Genomic DNA, 16,421 nt, shown 5'->3' with positions numbered 1-16,421 from the left:
TGTCGATTTGGTCGAAGGCGCGGAATTCAGCGCGGCCACGCAGTGCCATGGTTTTGGTGATGGCAGCGGTCAAGGTCGTCTTGCCGTGGTCAACGTGCCCGATCGTCCCAATGTTGATGTGGGGCTTATTCCGCTCAAACTTTTGCTTAGCCATGTTGGTTGTGGCTCCTGCTATTACAAATACCGTTAGCCGCTGACAAAAAGACAACGGAACAGGAATGGAAAATTGGTAGTCGCGCCCTGCGGCCCCTTAATTGACCATTCCCTACTGTGGTTCTACGTTATGGTGTGCGGGGTACACTTACCCAGATAAAGTTGACTTGTTTAAATGTCACAACTCGCACGAAAGCCGATTATAACACACCTTTTGGCGGAAACGCAAATAGCGATTTCCTCAGCAATTTGGCTCGTGAATTCGTATCTGGCGGGAGTACGTGCGAATCGAACACACCAACGCTATTCGTCATAGCGCCGACCAATTTTGAAGACTGACGAGGCCACCAGACCCCATGTACTCCCACTGGCAACAGTACCACGAAGCCGCCGTTTGATCAAAACATCGAAAGTTGTTGAATTGGCGCTGGTGGCGTAGGCAAGGGATAGTCAATTCCGCGTGCAACCAAGGCCTGCGCCAAAATTTCGCACATCTCTGGCGAACGCTCTTCAACGGGGCAATGCATAAACGCATAGACCGTCAGGCCATCATTTAACATTGCCACAATTGTATCGGCCCATTGCGCCAGCAACGGCTGGTCAATCGCTAAATCGGGGTGGCCCATAAAGCGTAGCAAGACAAACGGCGCAGTTACATCGACATGATAGGGTACGCTGGGCTTTTTACGTCGCGCATCTAAAATGACTTGATCCTTGGTTACGCCAGTATTAATGGGTCGAACATCAACTAAAACGCGGCCAACGCCATGCTCAGCTAATAAACCATTCAAGCGTTGAGCTGCTTGTGCTACAAACCAACCACGATGGCGCACCTCAACCGCCAACGCGACATTATGATCCCAAGCCGCTAGCCATTGCTGCAAATCGCCAAAATTGGCTGGGCTATAGGCTGGGCCAAGTTGCAGAAAAATCGGGCCAAGTTTTGGGCCAAGCAACTGCATTTGCGCCACAAAAGCTTGGGTTTGAGCCACATGCTGGGCCAAATTGCCACTATGGCTAATTGCTTGCGGAATTTTTGGGCTAAAACGAAAGTTATCAGGAGTATCATTGGCCCAACGCAACACCGTGGTCTGATCAGGCACGGCATAAAAGGTAGCGTTAATTTCCACTGTTGTAAGACGTTCAGCATAGGTCTTGAGCATTTCGGCGTTGCTGGTTGCAGCAGGCAAAAACTGGCCAACCCAAGGCCGATAGCCCCAAATTGCACAGCCCAGATAGATATTCGACATTGGATACACTCCCCGCTACAATGAACAGTAGCATCATAACCCCGAAACCACCAAGCCATACCACGACAATGGAGCCTGTGGTAGGTCGGCAGCGCAGAGGAGCCTCTATGAAACAGCGAGTTGTCATCACCGGAATCGGGATTTGCAGCGCCCTTGGGAATGATATTGAAGCGTATTGGGCGGCCTTGTTGGCAGGCCAAAGCGGGGTCAAGCCACTGCCCGACCTAGCGCCCTACAAAGATCCGGTGGTTGGTGGCGCAACCCCCGATTTACCATTGCTCACCAGCCATCGCCGCCAGCCTGATCGGATGATCAGTTTGGCCCATCACGCCGTGGAGCAGGCGATCAGCATGGCCAACGGCCTACCCCAAGATACCGCTGTCTTATGGGGCACAGGCTATACCACGATTTCGACGATCGAAGCTTGCTACGAAAATTGGTTCACCAATGGCAAAGTACGGGCAGATACTGTGCCCGCTTGTATGCCCGCCGCTGTGCTACCACATCTTTGTACCGTCTTTGATCTACACGGCCCAAGCACCTTAATTTCGGCCACCTGCGCCTCAGGTTTGCAAGCAATTGGCATTGCCGCCGATTTGATTCGGGCTGGAGTGATTGAAACGGCGGTTGCAGGAGCCTCCGATGCCCCACTTACCAAAGGCATGTATGCAGCCTGGAAGCCCTTGCGTGTACTCGCTAGCGACCTGAGCGACCCAGGCCGAGCCTGCCGCCCGTTCAGCGCTGATCGCAATGGTTTAGTGTTGGCGGAAGGGGCAGGCGCGTTTGTGCTCGAAAGTTTGGAGCATGCCCAAGCCCGCAATGCATCTATTTTAGCCGAGATCGTGGCCTCAGCCGCAACAACTGCTAGTGGCAGCATTGTCGCGCCCGATTTAGAACACCAAACATTAACATTAACCAAAGCATTACAGCGTGCCCAAATTAGCATTCACGATGTCGATTATATTAATGCCCATGCCACTGGCACCAAGCTGGGCGATGCCGCCGAAGCCGCAACCATCAAAGCCGTTTTTGGCACACGCGCCAAGCAAGTGCCAATTTCGGCAATCAAAGGCGCAACCGGCCATGCGATGGGCGCAAGCTCAGCGCTCGAAGCAGTCGCGACGATCTTAGCTTTACGCGATCAAGTGCTACCACCAACGATCAATTGGCAAGCAGGCGATCCTGATTGTGATTTGGATTTTGTGGTTGAAGGTGCTCGCCAGCAAACAATTAATCTCGCAGTTAAAGAATCGTTTGGGTTTGGTGGCTCCAACGCCGTTTTAGTGCTGCGTCGCTGGGTATAATTGACGCAGTAAAATCGCCACCAGTATAATTTCATTCACGCACCACCATCAAATTGGAGGGCTTATGGCAGCCGACAAAGACGCATTATTAAAAGAATTGCGTGACCAACAAGACCGCATTCGTCGCCAAATGACCGAACTTGATGCCTTGGTTCGCCAAAATCAAGCTGAAGTCGATAAAATGTCGCAACGTGAAATGTCGGTTTCCAGTCGCCGTCGCGATATGGAAGTCAATTTCGAGCGCTACGAAAAAGTTGATATAAAAAATTTCTACACTTCGGCCCAAGAAGTTCAAACCCGTGTTCAGATGATGCGCAGCCAAGTTGAGCAACTGCAAACAAAGCAACAAGTGCTGCGCGAACAACAAGATACGCTGCAAAAACTAATTCAAAGCCTCGATGAGGTCAGCGTTGTGGCCGAAACAACCATTTCCAACTTGCCACACGTTAATCCACAAGAACAAATTGCCGCGATTATTCAAGCCCAAGAAAAGGAGCGCCTGCGGATTTCGTTGCAAATGCACGATGGCCCAGCGCAATCGATGAGTAACTTGGTGTTACGAGCCGAAATTTGCGAACGCTTCCTCGATCACGATACCAATCAAGCTCGTTCGGAGATGGCCAGCCTCAAAACGGCGATTAATACCGTGTTGCAGGATACGCGGCGTTTTATCTTCGATTTACGCCCGATGACGCTTGATGATTTAGGGTTGTTACCAACCCTCAAGCGCTATAGCCAAGAGTTTGGTGATAAAAACAACATCGAAATCAATTTAATGGTGCAAGGTTTAGAAACTCGCTTGCCTGGTCATTATGAAGTAACAATTTTCCGTTTTGTCCAAGAAGCGCTGAATAATGTGCACCGCCACGCCAATGCTTCACATGTCCGAATTATCCTTGAGGCTGATGCTAGCCGCATTCAAATTGCGATTGAGGATGATGGAGCGGGCTTTCATGTGGCCGAAACGCTCAACGACCCAACGGGCAAACGCAATATGGGGATTGCCAGCCTACGCCAACAGGCCGAAGTGCTCTTACGTGGCCAAATGGGCATAGAAAGCACGGTAGGACGGGGGACACGAGTTGTGGCAGTCGTACCTGCACCCTAGTCCCCCCTGTTGATAGTACTATCATCCTATTGTCGTTCCAACCAAGGTCGGATATTATGCACACATCGTAATTATATTCTTTCTCGTAAGGAGATACCGCAATGTTTCGTTCATTTTTCGCTAAAGAAGAAGGCCAAGGCTTGGTTGAATACGCTTTGATCCTCGCCTTGATCGCTATCGTTGTTATCGCTGTCTTGACCTTGCTCGGCAAGAACGTCAACAACAAACTCAACACCGTCGCTACCGCTTTGAACTAGGTTCAACCGGAAGTACACAAAACCAGCACCAATTGGTGCTGGTTTTGTATTTAACGATCGTTTTCGTCAACCTCGATCGGCGCAAACAATCGTTCAGCATCAGCCACGATAGAGCAAGGCCAAACGTTCACGCGCTGCCGCAGGAATCGCTTCTGGAGCAGTCATCACGGCATGAGCCAATGCTGAATGTGCTGGATAGACTGCCGTCGGATCAATCAAGGGAATTAATGCGGCAATTGTCGATTGAGCTGCGGTTACATTGCGATTGATCGTTTCAACCACCATCGCCGCCGTGACATTATCATGATCAGGATGCCAGCAATCGTAATCGGTAACAAGCGAAAGATTGGCATAGGCAATTTCGGCTTCTCGTGCAAGTTTGGCTTCTGGCAATAAAGTCATGCCAATAATCGAGCAACCCCAACTGCGATAAAGCTCCGACTCAGCCTTCGTCGAAAACTGTGGGCCTTCCATACAGCAATAGGTTCCACCATCATGCACGGTTGTATTGCTAGCAGCATGGGCAGCTTGGCTCACTAAAGCACTTAAATGCGGACAAACTGGCTCGCCAAAAGCCACATGCGCTACCATGCCCTCGCCAAAGAAGGTCGCAGGCCGCACGCCCTTGGTACGATCAATCGCTTGATTGGGAATAACCAAATGGCCTGGTACCAACTCTTCGCGCAGACTTCCAACCGCACTAACCCCAAGAATAAAACGCACGCCCAATTGTTTGAGCGCATGAATATTGGCGCGATAGGGCACTTCTGAAGGGGTAAAGCGATGTCCACGGCCATGACGCGGCAAAAATGCCACGCGTTGCCCAGCCAAATTGCCAACAATCACGGCATCGCTGGGGTCGCCAAATGGGGTTGTAAGTTGTATTTCGCTGCGGTCGGTCAGGGCTTCCATCGCATACAGCCCGCTGCCGCCAATAATCCCAATGCTAATTGGTTCCATTATTGATCCTCCTGTTGATATTGGCCTAGTATAGCAGAGCACACGCCAAATGCCCCATCACTAGCGTGACAGGGCAAGTACTTATTGATTAAGAAACTTAAGCGCCTAGCGCCAATTGTTTTTCATTTTTTTTTAGATATTGGGCCACTTTGCGCACAAGCACTTCGTAGTCGATCGGCTTTTCGAGATGATCGATACAGCCAGCCGCCGTGGCGCGTGATAGCTCGTTATAGGTAGTATGCCCAGTTACCGCAATCACCGGAATATGTGAATAGCGGCTTTGAGCCTTCAATTCGGCGGTTGCAGTCCAGCCATCTTTGACTGGCATCGCCATATCCATTAGCACCAAGTCGGGAGTGGTATTATGCACTTTATCAAGGGCATCTTGCCCATTCACAGCACTAATCACGCTATAGCCATTCAACGATAACATCTGTTGAAGCAAGAAACGATTATCGCCATTATCATCAACAACTAAAATCATCCCCATGGGAATCCTCCTAAGTTGGTTGGGTATCAGGCCACAGCGCTCGAATTAACCAGTGGCGATGCTGCCATCACCAGCGTAGCTTCAGATTGCTCTGGACATTGAACGGGTATCTGCAATGTAAAGGTCGAGCCAACATTGGGGCAGCTTTCAACACTGATCGAGCCGCCAAGCATCGCTGCAAGTTGCTGACTAAGCGCCAAGCCTAAACCAGTCCCGCCATAAGTGCGGGTCGTCGATTCATCGGCTTGGACAAATGGCTTAAACAAACGCCGTAATTGATCAGGAGCCATGCCGATGCCAGTATCGCTAACCGCAAATACCAGCCATGGCTCGCCAGCACGTTGCTCATCCCACACGCGCAGGGTCACTGTGCCAGCTTCGGTAAATTTAATCGCATTGCTCAATAAGTTGAATAAAATCTGGCGAATTTTGCCACCATCGCTGTAAATCAGGCTGGTACTAGCAAATTCAGTCGTCAGTTGATCAAAACGGGCTTCAGCTAAGGGCTGAACAATCCCCATCACTTCATCAACTAAGCTGGCCAATTGCACATCGCCAAGATCAAGGTTCATCTTGCCATGCTCAATTTTGGAGAAATCGAGTACATTCGAAACTAAGGTGAGCAGATGTTTGCCCGCCAAGCGAATCCGCTCAAGCTGGGGCAAAACATCTTCTTGGCCTCGCGCTTTGGCTCCGAGATGCAATAATTGGGTATAGCCCAAAATTGCATTCAACGGGGTGCGCAACTCGTGGCTCATGGTTGCCACAAACATACTTTTGGCTTGGCTCGCCGCTTCGGCTGCTGCCTGAGCGCGTAAAGCAATCTCTTCGGCCTGCTTGCGCCGAATAATATCCTCGGTCAATTGTTGCTGCACATACAAACTCTCGGCCAGTTCAGCATTGCGCAGTTCGAGCATATCGCGATGCTCGCGCAAGCTACGCACCATGCTGTTGAAGTTGCTCGCCAAGGTTTGCAATTCATCGCCGCCACGCACTTGCACCGTGCGTTCCAAATCACCACCAGCCACAGCCACGGTGGCATCAGTCAGATTGCGAATCCGCCGTGCCGTGCGGGTTGCCAGCATCAAGCCAATCGCGCCCGAAAGCAGCACGGTAAAGGCAATTTCGCCATAAATCACCAAACGCGCTGATTCAAAGGTTTGGCCAACCGAAGCCAAGGCCTCGTTGGCTTGATTTTGGCTCAACTGACCCAAAATATCGGTGGCACTAAGCACATCTTCATAATAGGGATTGAGGCGATTGAGCGCTGGCTGCACACTGCCAGTATTGCTCAAACGCGCAGTTGGCAAAAACTGTTCGTTAGTTTCTAGCACAAAGCGTTGCCAAGCCATCGCCACCGCGTTCAAGGTTTCGCCTTCGACCATAGTGGTATCAAGTTGGCGATATGCAGCAAATGCATTATCCATTTGTTGCTCAAGCGCTTGCATTTCGCCCTCGATGCGGGCTTTATCAGCAGCACTGTTGTTGATAATATATTCAAGCTGCAAGGCATGATATTTTGTGCTGATAAAATTAATCCGATCGCTCAAATCGAGCGAAGGAATGGTAATTTGCTCAATCATCGAGGCTTTTTGAAAAACGTTACTAAAGCCGTTTAACGCAAAAACACCCAAGGCGATCATCAAGGCCAAGTCGAGGGCAATTGAGCCAAGCAATTTTGTGCGAAAAGAAAGCCGCATCGCTTATTGTCCTTCTAGCTCAAGCAAGCGTTCAATCGAAACCCCGATTTGCGAACCACCTTCGAACAGCGAGCCAAGTTTGCGTTGTTGCACGCGCTCTTGGGCAAATTGATAGGCTCGGGCTGGTAAGGGCACATATTTCACGTCAGCCACCACCCGCGCCAAATCGCTGAGATAAAAATCAACAAACGCCGCCACTTCAGCCCGATCAAGCGCATCGGCTCGCACATAGATGAAAATTGGCCGCGAAAGTGGTTGATACGAGCCATCGGCAATCGTTTGCTCCGAAGGCAGGACGCAGCCATTGCCAGCATCAACCGCAATTAATTTCAGACGTTCTTGGTATTCGCGATAGTAGGCATAACCAAAATAGCCCAAGGCATTGGGGTCGCCCGCAATATCCTGAGCAATCAGATAATCGTCTTCGCTGCTGATCACGTCGCTACGGCTGGAACCCTCAGTTCCAACAATTGCGCTGGTGAAATAATCGAAGGTGCCTGAATCTTGACCTGCGCCATACAATTGCAAGGTACTGGTTGGCCAAATGGGGCGCAACATGCGCCAATTGGTAATAATATTGGTCGCATCTGGCTGCCAGAGCGTGTTTAATTCGGCTACAGTCATACATTCGAGCCATGTATTACTGGGGTTGGCAACCAACGAGAGGCCATCGAAGGCCACTGGAATTTCCACAAAATCAATCTGATTGGCAGCACACTCGGCAGCTTCGCTCTGCTTGATTGGGCGCGAAGCATCGGAGATCACCGTTTCACCAGCACAAAACTTCTTAAACCCGCCACCAGTGCCGCTCACGCCCAATTGCACTTGGACATTCGGCGCAGTCAGGGCAAACTCACGGGCAACTGCCTCAGTAATTGGAAACACCGTGCTTGAGCCATCGATCACGATTGTGCCGCGCAAAGCTGGATTCGCCGTTACTGCAGGAGTTGTTTGAGCGAGGGTGGTTGGAGCGGGTGTTGCTGTCGCGGGGAGGCTTGTAGCCGTCGGTTGGGCGGTAGTTACACCACATCCAGCCAACGTTACGAGGCAGCAAAGCAAAAAAAATCGTTGTAGCACAGCCCAACACTCCACAAACTATACAGCTTGTAGGGTAGTTGCCAATTGTTAAGTGTTGGTCATATCGAGGTTAAGAATCTCAAAAATCTATGTAGTGAATTAAACCAAAACGCGAATGGAAAACCCATTCGCGTTGATTGCTACGAGGCTTACTCGTTGCTTATTTGACGGTCAAAGTACCCTTCATGCCAGCAGCATAGTGGGCTGGGTAGGTACAGATAAAGCTGTAGGTACCTGGTTGCAAGCTGACGGTGAAGGTATCGCTTGCGCCAGCAGCAATCGTTTTGCTATGACCAAGGGTCGAGCCTGCGGGAGGCAAGAAGTCGGGAGCCGAAGCCATCGAGGCATCAACTGCAGCTTGTTCTTCGCCAGTTTTAACGATAACCAAGTTATGGGCCAAAGCGCCTGGGTTATTGAAGGTTACGGTTACTTCGCCAGCGGTGGTTTCGGCTGCCGTTGCGGCAAAAGCTAAAGTACCACCAGCTGCAGCGTCAATCGTCAGAGTCGAGCTACCGCCACCGGTGCTGGGTGCGCTGGTTGCAGCGCCGTTATCTGTTGATGGGGCGGTCGTGGCAGCTTCTCCACCACAAGCAGCTAAAGTTAACGAAACAACAAGCAAGAGTGCAAGACTCAACTTCTTCACGGAAGCATCCTTTCAAACGGTATTCATTAAAACAACCGTTGGCAGCTTGGCAACGGTCGTAAGGCACAAGCTCAGTATACCTGCCCCCACAGGGGATGGGTATCGGGCATTAACCTGATTGTCGTAAACATCACATCTGGTTTGGCAATTTTTAAGCATTTTGCTTGGGTATAGTAGCCTAGCATCGGTCTTCATTATTTCTTCATAGCTTAAGTATGGTGAGAATTGGCTTAAACGCAGCTAAAAAAGCGGGTTTTTGGCCCAAGGTTATGGTATTATCGACAACAGAAAAAAGATTCGGCTACCCGTTGTTGACGTGCGAGGTTCACCTTGGAAACAAATAGTAGCGATGTACGCCGCGCAGGCGAGGCCTTGCAAAGCCTTGTGGGCGAAGTAGGAAAAATTGTGGTTGGGCAGCGGGCCTTAGCTGAACGCATCTTGATTGGGTTGTTGGCCAATGGTCACTTATTAATTGAAGGTGTTCCAGGGTTGGCCAAAACCTTGATGGTCAAAAGTATGGCCGAAGGGATTCATGCCCAATTTGAACGGATTCAGTTTACCCCCGATTTGTTGCCTGGCGACTTGATCGGTACGCAAATTTACAATCAACGCACTGGCGATTTCTCGATTAAAAAAGGGCCAATTTTTACCAACTTTTTGCTGGCCGACGAAATTAACCGTGCCCCGGCCAAAGTGCAAAGTGCTTTGCTCGAAGCCATGCAAGAGCGCCAAGTGACAATTGGCTCGGATACCTTTAAATTGCCCCACCCGTATTTGGTGATGGCAACCCAAAACCCCATTGAAAACGATGGAACTTACCCCTTGCCTGAAGCTCAAGTTGACCGTTTTATGCTCAAAGTCGTGGTCGATTACCCAACCCGCGAGGAAGAATACGAAATTCTCAATCGCATGACTGGGGCAACCACTCCTAAAATGAGCACAACCATGACGATCGAGGAGCTTGATAACGCTCGCAAGATTTTCCATCAAATTTATATTGATGATCGGGTCAAGCATTATATTTTGGATTTGGTGTTTGCCACCCGTAAACCTGAACAATATGGCTTGGCCCAAATCAAGCCCTATATTGAATTTGGTGCATCGCCACGGGCCACCATTTTTATGACCTTGGCCGCCAAAGGGGCCGCCTTCTTGCAAGGCCGCGCTTATGTTACGCCCGATGACGTTAAACATATGGCCTTGGATGTGTTGCGCCACCGTTTGATCGCCACCTACGAAGCCGAAGCCGAAAATATCACGTCGGAAAACTTGGTCGCCCAAATTCTCAATCGAGTGCGGGTACCGTAGGAGTTGGGGATCGGTTTTTGGGGCTCGGGGGTCGGGATTCAATGCAGAGAACGATGGCTATAGACTAAAGGCATTTGGCTATCGGAACATCCTGTGGTAACTCAAGAATTCCGGTAGCCAATAGCCAAATGCCCATAGCCACATCACCCTTCATGTCCTTCGTGGATCAATTGCGGATACATCATGAACTTACAAGAACTCATGCGCCAAGTGCGCTTCATTGAATTGAAAACGACCAAGTTGGTAACTGGTGTGTTTGCAGGCATGTACATGAGCAGCTTCAAGGGGCGTGGCGTTGAGTTCGATGAAATTCGCGAATACGAGCCTGGCGATGATGTTCGTGCGATCGATTGGAATGTTACGGCGCGGACAGGTCGTCCGTTTATCAAGCGCTTCGTCGAAGAGCGTGAAATGACGGTGATGCTGTTAGTCGATATGAGTGCTTCGGCAGATTTCGGCACAACTCGCAAACTCAAACGCGAACTAGAAGCCGAATTATGCGCAACCTTGGCATTTTCGGCAGTGCGCAATAACGACCGCGTGGGCATGCTGCTGTTTACCGAAGAAGTTGAGCGCTTTATCCCGCCGCGCAAAGGCCGCAACCATGTGATGCAAATTGTGCGCTCATTGCTCACAATCGACCCTGAGCATCGCGGCACCAACATTACCAAAGCCTTGGATTACCTCAATAATGTGGTCGAAGGCAAAGCCTTGGTCTTCATCATCTCGGATTTTCGCTCGCTCGATAATTGGATTCGACCGTTGCGGATTACGGCGCGTCGCCATGATGTCGTCGCAGTGCGCGTAGAAGATCCGCGCGAACGCAAATTGCCCAAGGTTGGCTTGGTACGGCTACAAGATGCTGAAACCGGCCAAGAGTTGGTCGTCGATTTGCGCAACGAAAAATTACGCGAAATGTTTGAAAAGCAGGCCGAAGCTCAGCACCAAAGCCATGTGGCCGAACTACGGGCCTTGGGCGTTGATCATATGAGTTTGCAAACTGATGGGCGTTACGCCGATTCGCTGCAAAGCTTCTTTAATCGTCGGATGAAACGCCGTGAACGCGGCTAGAGGAACAGCTATGGCAAAATTGTGGTGGTTATTCGGATTAAGTTGTTTGCTCTTGATTGCTCCGGTCGCAGCCGCCGAGCCAGCCGTAGCCGTGCGTGCCCAACTCAATCGCACCAAAATTACGGTGGGCGATTTGGTCGAATACGAATTGCAAGTGACCACGCCCAACGGTTTCAAAAGCGAACTTCCAGCGATGCCAACCAAAATGTTTGGCGAATGGGAAGTGCGCGATTGTGCTCCGCTGACTGAAACCAGCGTTGCCGACGGCTTACGCCAAGGCTGGCGCTGCCAATTAACCAACTGGGATGTGGGCATTCATGCCTTTCCAACCCAACTGGTCAAAATAACCAATCCCGATGGAACCACTGGCCGAGCCAATACCCAGCCCGTTAGTGTTGAAGTGGCTTCGGTGCTCGATGAAAATGCTGAAGATATTAAACCATTGAAACCACAATTGATTATGAATGAACAAGCAAACTATTTATTGATTATTGGCCTTTCGTTGTTGGCAATTTTGCTGGCTGGCTTTGCGGCTTGGGCGATCACCTACTTCCGCAAACATCGGCCAGTGCCAGTTCCGGCCCAAGCGCTGCAACCAGTCCGTGACCCATTTGCGGTGGCGATGGCTGAACTTGAACGAATTGGCGGTTTACGCTTAATCGATCAAGGCCGAATTGTCGAACATTATGCCTTGATTGCTGATGTGCTGCGAACCTTCATCACTGATCGTTTCTCGGTGCCAGCGCTTGAGCGAACCACCAACGAAGTGCGGTTAGCGCTCTCGCACCCGAGCATGCAACAACGCCGTGATATGTTGTTGCGTTTGCTGGCCGAATCTGATGGCGTGAAATTTGCCCGCCAACTACCCAATCCAATCGAAGCCCACGCCATGATCGATAACGCCCGCCAAGCGATTTTGGCGACACGCTGATCGAAAGGATGAAGGATGAAGGATGAGGGATGAAACCCTATTGGTTGGGAAACTATTCGAAAATTATGCGTATTAATTGATCGATGGTAAAGGTCATGAAGCTGATTAATTCATCCTTCAGCCCTCATCTTTCATCCTTATATCAGAGTTGCTTATGACATTTGCTTATCCATTGTTATTTTGGTTGTTGCCAATTGTGCCGATTGTCTGGTGGTCGATGTATCGCCGAAGTCGCGGCGAAGTGGTAACCATGCGCTTCTCCGATTTGGGCATGCTGCGTGGGGTCAAGCCGTCGTGGCGGATTCGCATGCGGCCTGTGTTGATTTCGTTGCGAGCTGCGGCGGTTGGCTTATTGGTGGTTGTGCTCACCCGCCCACAATATGCCCAAAGCTCCGAACGGGTAGTGCGCGAAGGCATCGATATTCAGCTAGCCTTGGATATTTCGTTGAGTATGAAGGCTGGCGACTTCGATCCAAAAGATCGAATTACCGTGGCCAAAGAAGTTATTGCCGAGTTTGTCAAAGGCCGCAAAGATGATCGGATTGGGCTGGTAGTTTTTTCGGGCCATGCCTTTACCCAAGTACCCTTGACGCTTGATTACGACTTTTTGCAAAATTTATTGGGTCAAGTGCAAACCGTGCGTCGCCCTGATGGTACAGCGATTGGCCTCGCCTTAGCCCACTCGGTCAATGGCTTGCGTAATAGCACCACCAAAAGCAAGGTCGTGATTTTGCTCACCGACGGCTCGAACAATCGTGGCGATATCGAGCCAGCCCAAGCTGCCGAAATTGCCCGAGCTTTGGATGTGCGGGTCTACACCATTTTGGTTGGTAAACCAGGCAACGGCGAATATCCAGTGCATGATCCTTGGCGCGATGAAACCTATTTGATTCCAGCACCAACTGCCGAGGATGAAGTGGCCCTACGTGATATTGCTGAACAGACGGGTGGTATTTTCTTCCGTGCTGGCGATGAACAAGGCCTACGCGATGTCTACGATACGATCGATAAAATGGAACGTTCGCAAGTTGCTAGCGAAAAATTAGTTCGTTACACCGAGGCTTGGCAACCATGGGCCGCCGGAGCACTTTTGCTCTTGATGATTGAAATTTTGCTACGCAATACCATCCTACGGAGTATTGGCTAATGGCACTTGTACCAGCAAATTTATGGCTCTTATTGGTTTTGCTGCCCTTAGCGGGGGTTTTCTGGCTGGCTCGGCGTGCCGAAGAGCGCGATCGCGCCGCTCTCGGCGACCCAGGATTAATTGCTTCGTTGCTCTCGATGCAGCCTACCCGCCAACGTCGCATTCGGATCGTCTTGCAACTCAGTGCCGTAGGATTAATCATCGTCGCATTGGCACGGCCAGTTTGGGGCAGCGGCGACGAAACGCTCAAGCGTAGCGGTTTGCAAGTGTTAATCTTGCTTGATGGCTCCCGCAGTATGGCGGCTCAAGATGTGCGACCATCGCGAATCGATGCTAGCAAACGCATGGTTTTAGCCTTGCTTGACCGCTTAGAAGGCAATCAAGTCGGCATGCTGATGTTTGGTTCATCGAGTTATGTGCAATTTCCCTTGACCAGCGACCTTGCAGCGGCCCGCTCTTTGGTTGAGCCAATCAACCCACGCGGGCTTTCGCTCGGTGGAACCGATGTTGAAGAAGTCATCACCGAGGGCTTACGCTCATTTCCAATTGGCCAAATCGAAGGCCGAACCATGATTTTGATCAGCGATGGCGGCGATTCCGATGAGCAAAGCGATGGTGAAGCGGTTGCCGCCGCCCGCGAAGCTGCCAAAATGGGGCTGACAATTCATACAATTGGCATGGCAACCGAAGCTGGCGGCCAAATTCCAGTCTACGATGATCTCGGCAACATTAGCTATGTTGAAGATCAAGGCCAACGGGTGATTAGCAAACTCAATCGACCTTTGCTTGAACAAATTGCCTCAGCCACTGGTGGAACCTACTTCGATGGCAGCACGTTAGATCTTAACCAATTGCAAACGGCGCTTGAACAAAGCGCTCCGGTTGATCTGACTGATCAAACTCGGCGAGTTTACAGCGAGCGCTTCTATATTTTCGCAGGCTTAGCCTTTATTTTATTGGTTGCCGATGTCTTTGTTGGGCGCTTGGAGCAACGAAAGGTGGTAGCAGCATGAAACCTACAACGATTGTTAGCACGGGCTTGCTGTTATTAGCCCTGACTGGTTGCGGCGCACCGTCTGCCGCCGATATTAATGCTGAGGGCAACGCACTCTACGAGCAGGGCGTGTATGGCCAAGCCCTCAATCAATATAAAGAAGCTGTCTTGATGGCTCCTGATCGGCCTGAACCACAGGTTAATTTAGGCAATACGCGCTATCAAATGGGCGATTATTTAGGTGCAATCGAAGCCCCAAATAATGCCTTGCAAACTGCCGATGCTGCTACCCAAGCGATTATTTATTACAACCAAGGTAATGCCCATTTTCGGCTAGAGGAGCTTGATGAGGCGATTGAAGCCTATAAAAAAGCCTTGCGGATTAATCCCGATGACCTTGATGCCAAATATAACCTTGAGCTAGCCCAAAAAATTCAAGAGCAGCAGCAACAACAGCAACAAGCTAGCAATCAACAAGATCCCAATCAGCAGCCACAGGATGGCCAACAAGATCCTAATCAACCACCACAAGATGGCCAACAGCCTGAGCCAAATCAAGATCCAAGTGGCGGCGGCCAACCACCGGAACGCCCTCAAGCCCCACCATCGAGCATGAACCCTGATGAAGCTGAACGCCAACTCGATCAATTGGAGCGTAGCGAGGATCGCAATCGCGAAGATCTGTATGATAATTACGCGGTTGGAGCCGATGGCAACCCGACCGATAGCCAAGGCGGCGATGACGAAGGTTGGTAGCAGTTAAGCCAATTGACGGGCAAAACTGGGATTGATCTCTTCAGGGGTGTAAAATCGCTGTTGGGTATATTCCAAGACACTTTGCCAAGCTGGGTAGCGATAGATCGGATCGGCGACGTGAATATAACTTGGGGCGGTTGCGCGACATTTAATCAACGCGTGACCGCCATGTTGGGTCAACGATTGACCTTGCCCACCCCCAACCCAATGCCCCTGCAAAAATTGCCAAGCCTGATGCAACATCACCTGAGGACTAGCCACACTGTATAAACTACCCTCACTAAACCCAGTTGCCCGATAAATTTGGCGCTCTGGATCGCTATAGATTGGGATGGGCAAGCGATAAAGCCGCGCAAAGGCTTGGGCAGCGGCTGGCTCGGCCATCGTAATCACCGCCAAATTAATATCCAACATGCGAAAAGCCGTGGTGTAATCATACAAATCGAGCAAATTACGCCGACACACCGCACAACCTGGATGGCGCAAAAACACCAAAAGCGCCGCTTGATCGCGCCATAACGAGCCAAATGGTAAACTCTGGTTGTAGATATCGCGAATGGCAATCAGGGGTAAGGCCGTATCCATCACTAGGTTCCTCGTGGATTAAAGGTGGAGCATTGGAGATACGATAGCATTGCCCGACAGACAATAGTAGGCAACATTATGGTTAACCTCAACTAGTTCTTTTGATCTAGTTTGGTTGTAACACTTAGTACTGATGGACTAGCACGCGCACATTGCTAAACTCCAGTCATTGGAATTAGGCTTCTTTACTGGTGAGGTATGGCAATGTTTCTGATTTTGCATATTATGGGGGCGGTCTTAGCACTTGGCACTGGCTTGGCGGCCCATCGCTGGCCCAACGGCACAACCACCCATCGATGGATTGGCAAAGGCTATTTGTTGGGATGGGTAACCCTCTTCAGTACAGGCATCGTCATCAGTCGGGCAGGAGTTAGTGCGCCCGATGTCCTGAATGGATTGGGAATGGCCTCAGCCAGCTTTGCCTATAGCGTGATTTTCTTTCGTAAACGCTTGGGGCGACGCTGGCTACGCCTACACTATCAATGGATGACCCAATCATATGCCTTTGTGTGTGTCGCAACCCTCAATCAAATTATTGCCCGCCTTGGGGTTGATGTTAACATGTGGATTTTTGCGGCTGAAGTTTCTTTACCCTTCTTCATTCTGCCCTATGTGGGTCGCAAGCTTGATCAACGCTATGGTTTTGCCCCCAAATCCAAGCAATTGGGCAATGCAGCAAGCAACTAA

At 50.5% G+C, this 16,421-nt stretch carries 18 protein-coding genes and 1 tRNA gene; 10 read left to right on the top strand and 9 right to left on the bottom strand.

Annotation, left to right across the window (positions count from 1 at the left end):
• The 3 genes from tuf to LCH85_19545 form a co-directional block, all read right to left on the bottom strand.
• Window positions 1-154 (bottom strand): elongation factor Tu (gene tuf / locus LCH85_19555; protein MCA0354196.1); only part of this gene is annotated, 154 nt, incomplete at its 3' end.
• 268 nt (window positions 155-422) lie between these two features.
• Window positions 423-519, bottom strand: a tRNA-Sec gene (locus tag LCH85_19550).
• A 32-nt stretch (window positions 520-551) separates the two neighbouring features.
• Window positions 552-1,403, bottom strand: coding sequence for a DUF72 domain-containing protein (locus tag LCH85_19545; protein MCA0354195.1), 852 nt, complete (start codon window positions 1,401-1,403; stop codon window positions 552-554).
• Window positions 1,404-1,510: 107 nt separating this feature from the next.
• Here LCH85_19545 and LCH85_19540 point away from each other — a divergent pair, with 107 nt between their 5' ends.
• The 3 genes from LCH85_19540 (at window position 1,511) to LCH85_19530 (ending at window position 4,072) form a co-directional block, all read left to right on the top strand.
• Window positions 1,511-2,707: a beta-ketoacyl-[acyl-carrier-protein] synthase family protein gene (locus LCH85_19540; GenBank protein ID MCA0354194.1), complete on the top strand. Its 1,197-nt coding sequence runs from the start codon at window positions 1,511-1,513 to the stop codon at window positions 2,705-2,707.
• A 64-nt stretch (window positions 2,708-2,771) separates the two neighbouring features.
• Window positions 2,772-3,815 (top strand): histidine kinase, encoded by a 1,044-nt coding sequence (locus LCH85_19535; GenBank protein ID MCA0354193.1) that lies wholly within the window; start codon window positions 2,772-2,774, stop codon window positions 3,813-3,815.
• A gap of 101 nt (window positions 3,816-3,916) precedes the next feature.
• On the top strand, window positions 3,917-4,072 hold the full coding sequence (locus tag LCH85_19530; GenBank protein ID MCA0354192.1) for a Flp family type IVb pilin: 156 nt from the start codon (window positions 3,917-3,919) through the stop codon (window positions 4,070-4,072).
• Between the two features lie 99 nt (window positions 4,073-4,171).
• On the opposite strand, the gene mtnP is transcribed toward LCH85_19530, so the two are convergent.
• From mtnP to LCH85_19505, 5 genes are all read right to left on the bottom strand, one after another.
• Window positions 4,172-5,032 (bottom strand): S-methyl-5'-thioadenosine phosphorylase, encoded by an 861-nt coding sequence (gene mtnP / locus LCH85_19525; GenBank protein MCA0354191.1) that lies wholly within the window; start codon window positions 5,030-5,032, stop codon window positions 4,172-4,174.
• A gap of 97 nt (window positions 5,033-5,129) precedes the next feature.
• Window positions 5,130-5,522 carry a response regulator gene (locus LCH85_19520; GenBank protein MCA0354190.1) on the bottom strand — a complete coding sequence of 131 codons (393 nt, stop codon included), beginning with the start codon at window positions 5,520-5,522 and terminating at the stop codon, window positions 5,130-5,132.
• Between the two features lie 26 nt (window positions 5,523-5,548).
• Complete coding sequence (locus LCH85_19515; GenBank protein ID MCA0354189.1) at window positions 5,549-7,222, bottom strand: HAMP domain-containing protein; 1,674 nt, start codon at window positions 7,220-7,222, stop codon at window positions 5,549-5,551.
• Between the two features lie 3 nt (window positions 7,223-7,225).
• Entirely contained in the window at window positions 7,226-8,299 is a 1,074-nt protein-coding gene (locus tag LCH85_19510) for a PstS family phosphate ABC transporter substrate-binding protein (GenBank protein ID MCA0354188.1), read from the bottom strand.
• Between the two features lie 160 nt (window positions 8,300-8,459).
• Window positions 8,460-8,942 (bottom strand): cupredoxin domain-containing protein, encoded by a 483-nt coding sequence (locus LCH85_19505; protein MCA0354187.1) that lies wholly within the window; start codon window positions 8,940-8,942, stop codon window positions 8,460-8,462.
• Window positions 8,943-9,272: 330 nt separating this feature from the next.
• Between LCH85_19505 and LCH85_19500 the strand changes: the two genes are divergently transcribed.
• The 6 genes from LCH85_19500 to LCH85_19475 all read left to right on the top strand — a co-directional run bounded on the left by LCH85_19500 (window position 9,273) and on the right by LCH85_19475 (window position 15,149).
• Window positions 9,273-10,250, top strand: coding sequence for a MoxR family ATPase (locus LCH85_19500; GenBank protein ID MCA0354186.1), 978 nt, complete (start codon window positions 9,273-9,275; stop codon window positions 10,248-10,250).
• Between the two features lie 183 nt (window positions 10,251-10,433).
• Window positions 10,434-11,321, top strand: a complete 888-nt coding sequence (locus LCH85_19495; GenBank protein MCA0354185.1) for a DUF58 domain-containing protein — start codon at window positions 10,434-10,436, stop codon at window positions 11,319-11,321.
• 10 nt (window positions 11,322-11,331) lie between these two features.
• The gene (locus tag LCH85_19490; GenBank protein ID MCA0354184.1) at window positions 11,332-12,252 is read left to right on the top strand and encodes a hypothetical protein; all 921 of its coding nucleotides are present in this window, start codon (window positions 11,332-11,334) and stop codon (window positions 12,250-12,252) included.
• Between the two features lie 154 nt (window positions 12,253-12,406).
• Complete coding sequence (locus LCH85_19485) at window positions 12,407-13,399, top strand: VWA domain-containing protein (GenBank protein ID MCA0354183.1); 993 nt, start codon at window positions 12,407-12,409, stop codon at window positions 13,397-13,399.
• Window positions 13,399-14,412 (top strand): VWA domain-containing protein, encoded by a 1,014-nt coding sequence (locus LCH85_19480; GenBank protein MCA0354182.1) that lies wholly within the window; start codon window positions 13,399-13,401, stop codon window positions 14,410-14,412. Before LCH85_19485 ends, LCH85_19480 begins: the two co-directional genes overlap by 1 nt.
• Window positions 14,409-15,149 (top strand): tetratricopeptide repeat protein, encoded by a 741-nt coding sequence (locus LCH85_19475; GenBank protein MCA0354181.1) that lies wholly within the window; start codon window positions 14,409-14,411, stop codon window positions 15,147-15,149. Before LCH85_19480 ends, LCH85_19475 begins: the two co-directional genes overlap by 4 nt.
• Before the next feature lie 3 nt (window positions 15,150-15,152).
• Here LCH85_19475 and LCH85_19470 read toward each other — a convergent pair whose 3' ends face one another.
• Window positions 15,153-15,734, bottom strand: coding sequence for a redoxin domain-containing protein (locus tag LCH85_19470; protein MCA0354180.1), 582 nt, complete (start codon window positions 15,732-15,734; stop codon window positions 15,153-15,155).
• A gap of 204 nt (window positions 15,735-15,938) precedes the next feature.
• Here LCH85_19470 and LCH85_19465 point away from each other — a divergent pair, with 204 nt between their 5' ends.
• Window positions 15,939-16,421, top strand: coding sequence for a DUF2306 domain-containing protein (locus LCH85_19465; GenBank protein ID MCA0354179.1), 483 nt, complete (start codon window positions 15,939-15,941; stop codon window positions 16,419-16,421).

The sequence above is a fragment of the Chloroflexota bacterium genome (assembly GCA_020161265.1).
In the GTDB taxonomy this organism is placed as follows: Bacteria; Chloroflexota; Chloroflexia; order Chloroflexales; family Herpetosiphonaceae; genus Herpetosiphon.
This window is presented reverse-complemented; position numbering and strand designations above follow the sequence as displayed.

What these genes read in the sequence shown, in the direction of transcription:
- LCH85_19475 (MCA0354181.1), top strand. Translation starts at nt 14,409, where the DNA reads ATGAAACCTACAACGATTGTTAGCACGGGCTTGCTGTTATTAGCCCTG.
- LCH85_19490 (MCA0354184.1), top strand. Translation starts at nt 11,332, where the DNA reads ATGGCAAAATTGTGGTGGTTATTCGGATTAAGTTGTTTGCTCTTGATT.
- LCH85_19545 (MCA0354195.1), bottom strand. Translation starts at nt 1,403, where the DNA reads ATGTCGAATATCTATCTGGGCTGTGCAATTTGGGGCTATCGGCCTTGG.
- LCH85_19515 (MCA0354189.1), bottom strand. Translation starts at nt 7,222, where the DNA reads ATGCGGCTTTCTTTTCGCACAAAATTGCTTGGCTCAATTGCCCTCGAC.
- LCH85_19465 (MCA0354179.1), top strand. Translation starts at nt 15,939, where the DNA reads ATGTTTCTGATTTTGCATATTATGGGGGCGGTCTTAGCACTTGGCACT.
- LCH85_19485 (MCA0354183.1), top strand. Translation starts at nt 12,407, where the DNA reads ATGACATTTGCTTATCCATTGTTATTTTGGTTGTTGCCAATTGTGCCG.
- LCH85_19480 (MCA0354182.1), top strand. Translation starts at nt 13,399, where the DNA reads ATGGCACTTGTACCAGCAAATTTATGGCTCTTATTGGTTTTGCTGCCC.
- LCH85_19535 (MCA0354193.1), top strand. Translation starts at nt 2,772, where the DNA reads ATGGCAGCCGACAAAGACGCATTATTAAAAGAATTGCGTGACCAACAA.
- LCH85_19530 (MCA0354192.1), top strand. Translation starts at nt 3,917, where the DNA reads ATGTTTCGTTCATTTTTCGCTAAAGAAGAAGGCCAAGGCTTGGTTGAA.
- LCH85_19495 (MCA0354185.1), top strand. Translation starts at nt 10,434, where the DNA reads ATGAACTTACAAGAACTCATGCGCCAAGTGCGCTTCATTGAATTGAAA.
- LCH85_19470 (MCA0354180.1), bottom strand. Translation starts at nt 15,734, where the DNA reads ATGGATACGGCCTTACCCCTGATTGCCATTCGCGATATCTACAACCAG.
- mtnP (MCA0354191.1), bottom strand. Translation starts at nt 5,032, where the DNA reads ATGGAACCAATTAGCATTGGGATTATTGGCGGCAGCGGGCTGTATGCG.
- LCH85_19540 (MCA0354194.1), top strand. Translation starts at nt 1,511, where the DNA reads ATGAAACAGCGAGTTGTCATCACCGGAATCGGGATTTGCAGCGCCCTT.
- LCH85_19520 (MCA0354190.1), bottom strand. Translation starts at nt 5,522, where the DNA reads ATGGGGATGATTTTAGTTGTTGATGATAATGGCGATAATCGTTTCTTG.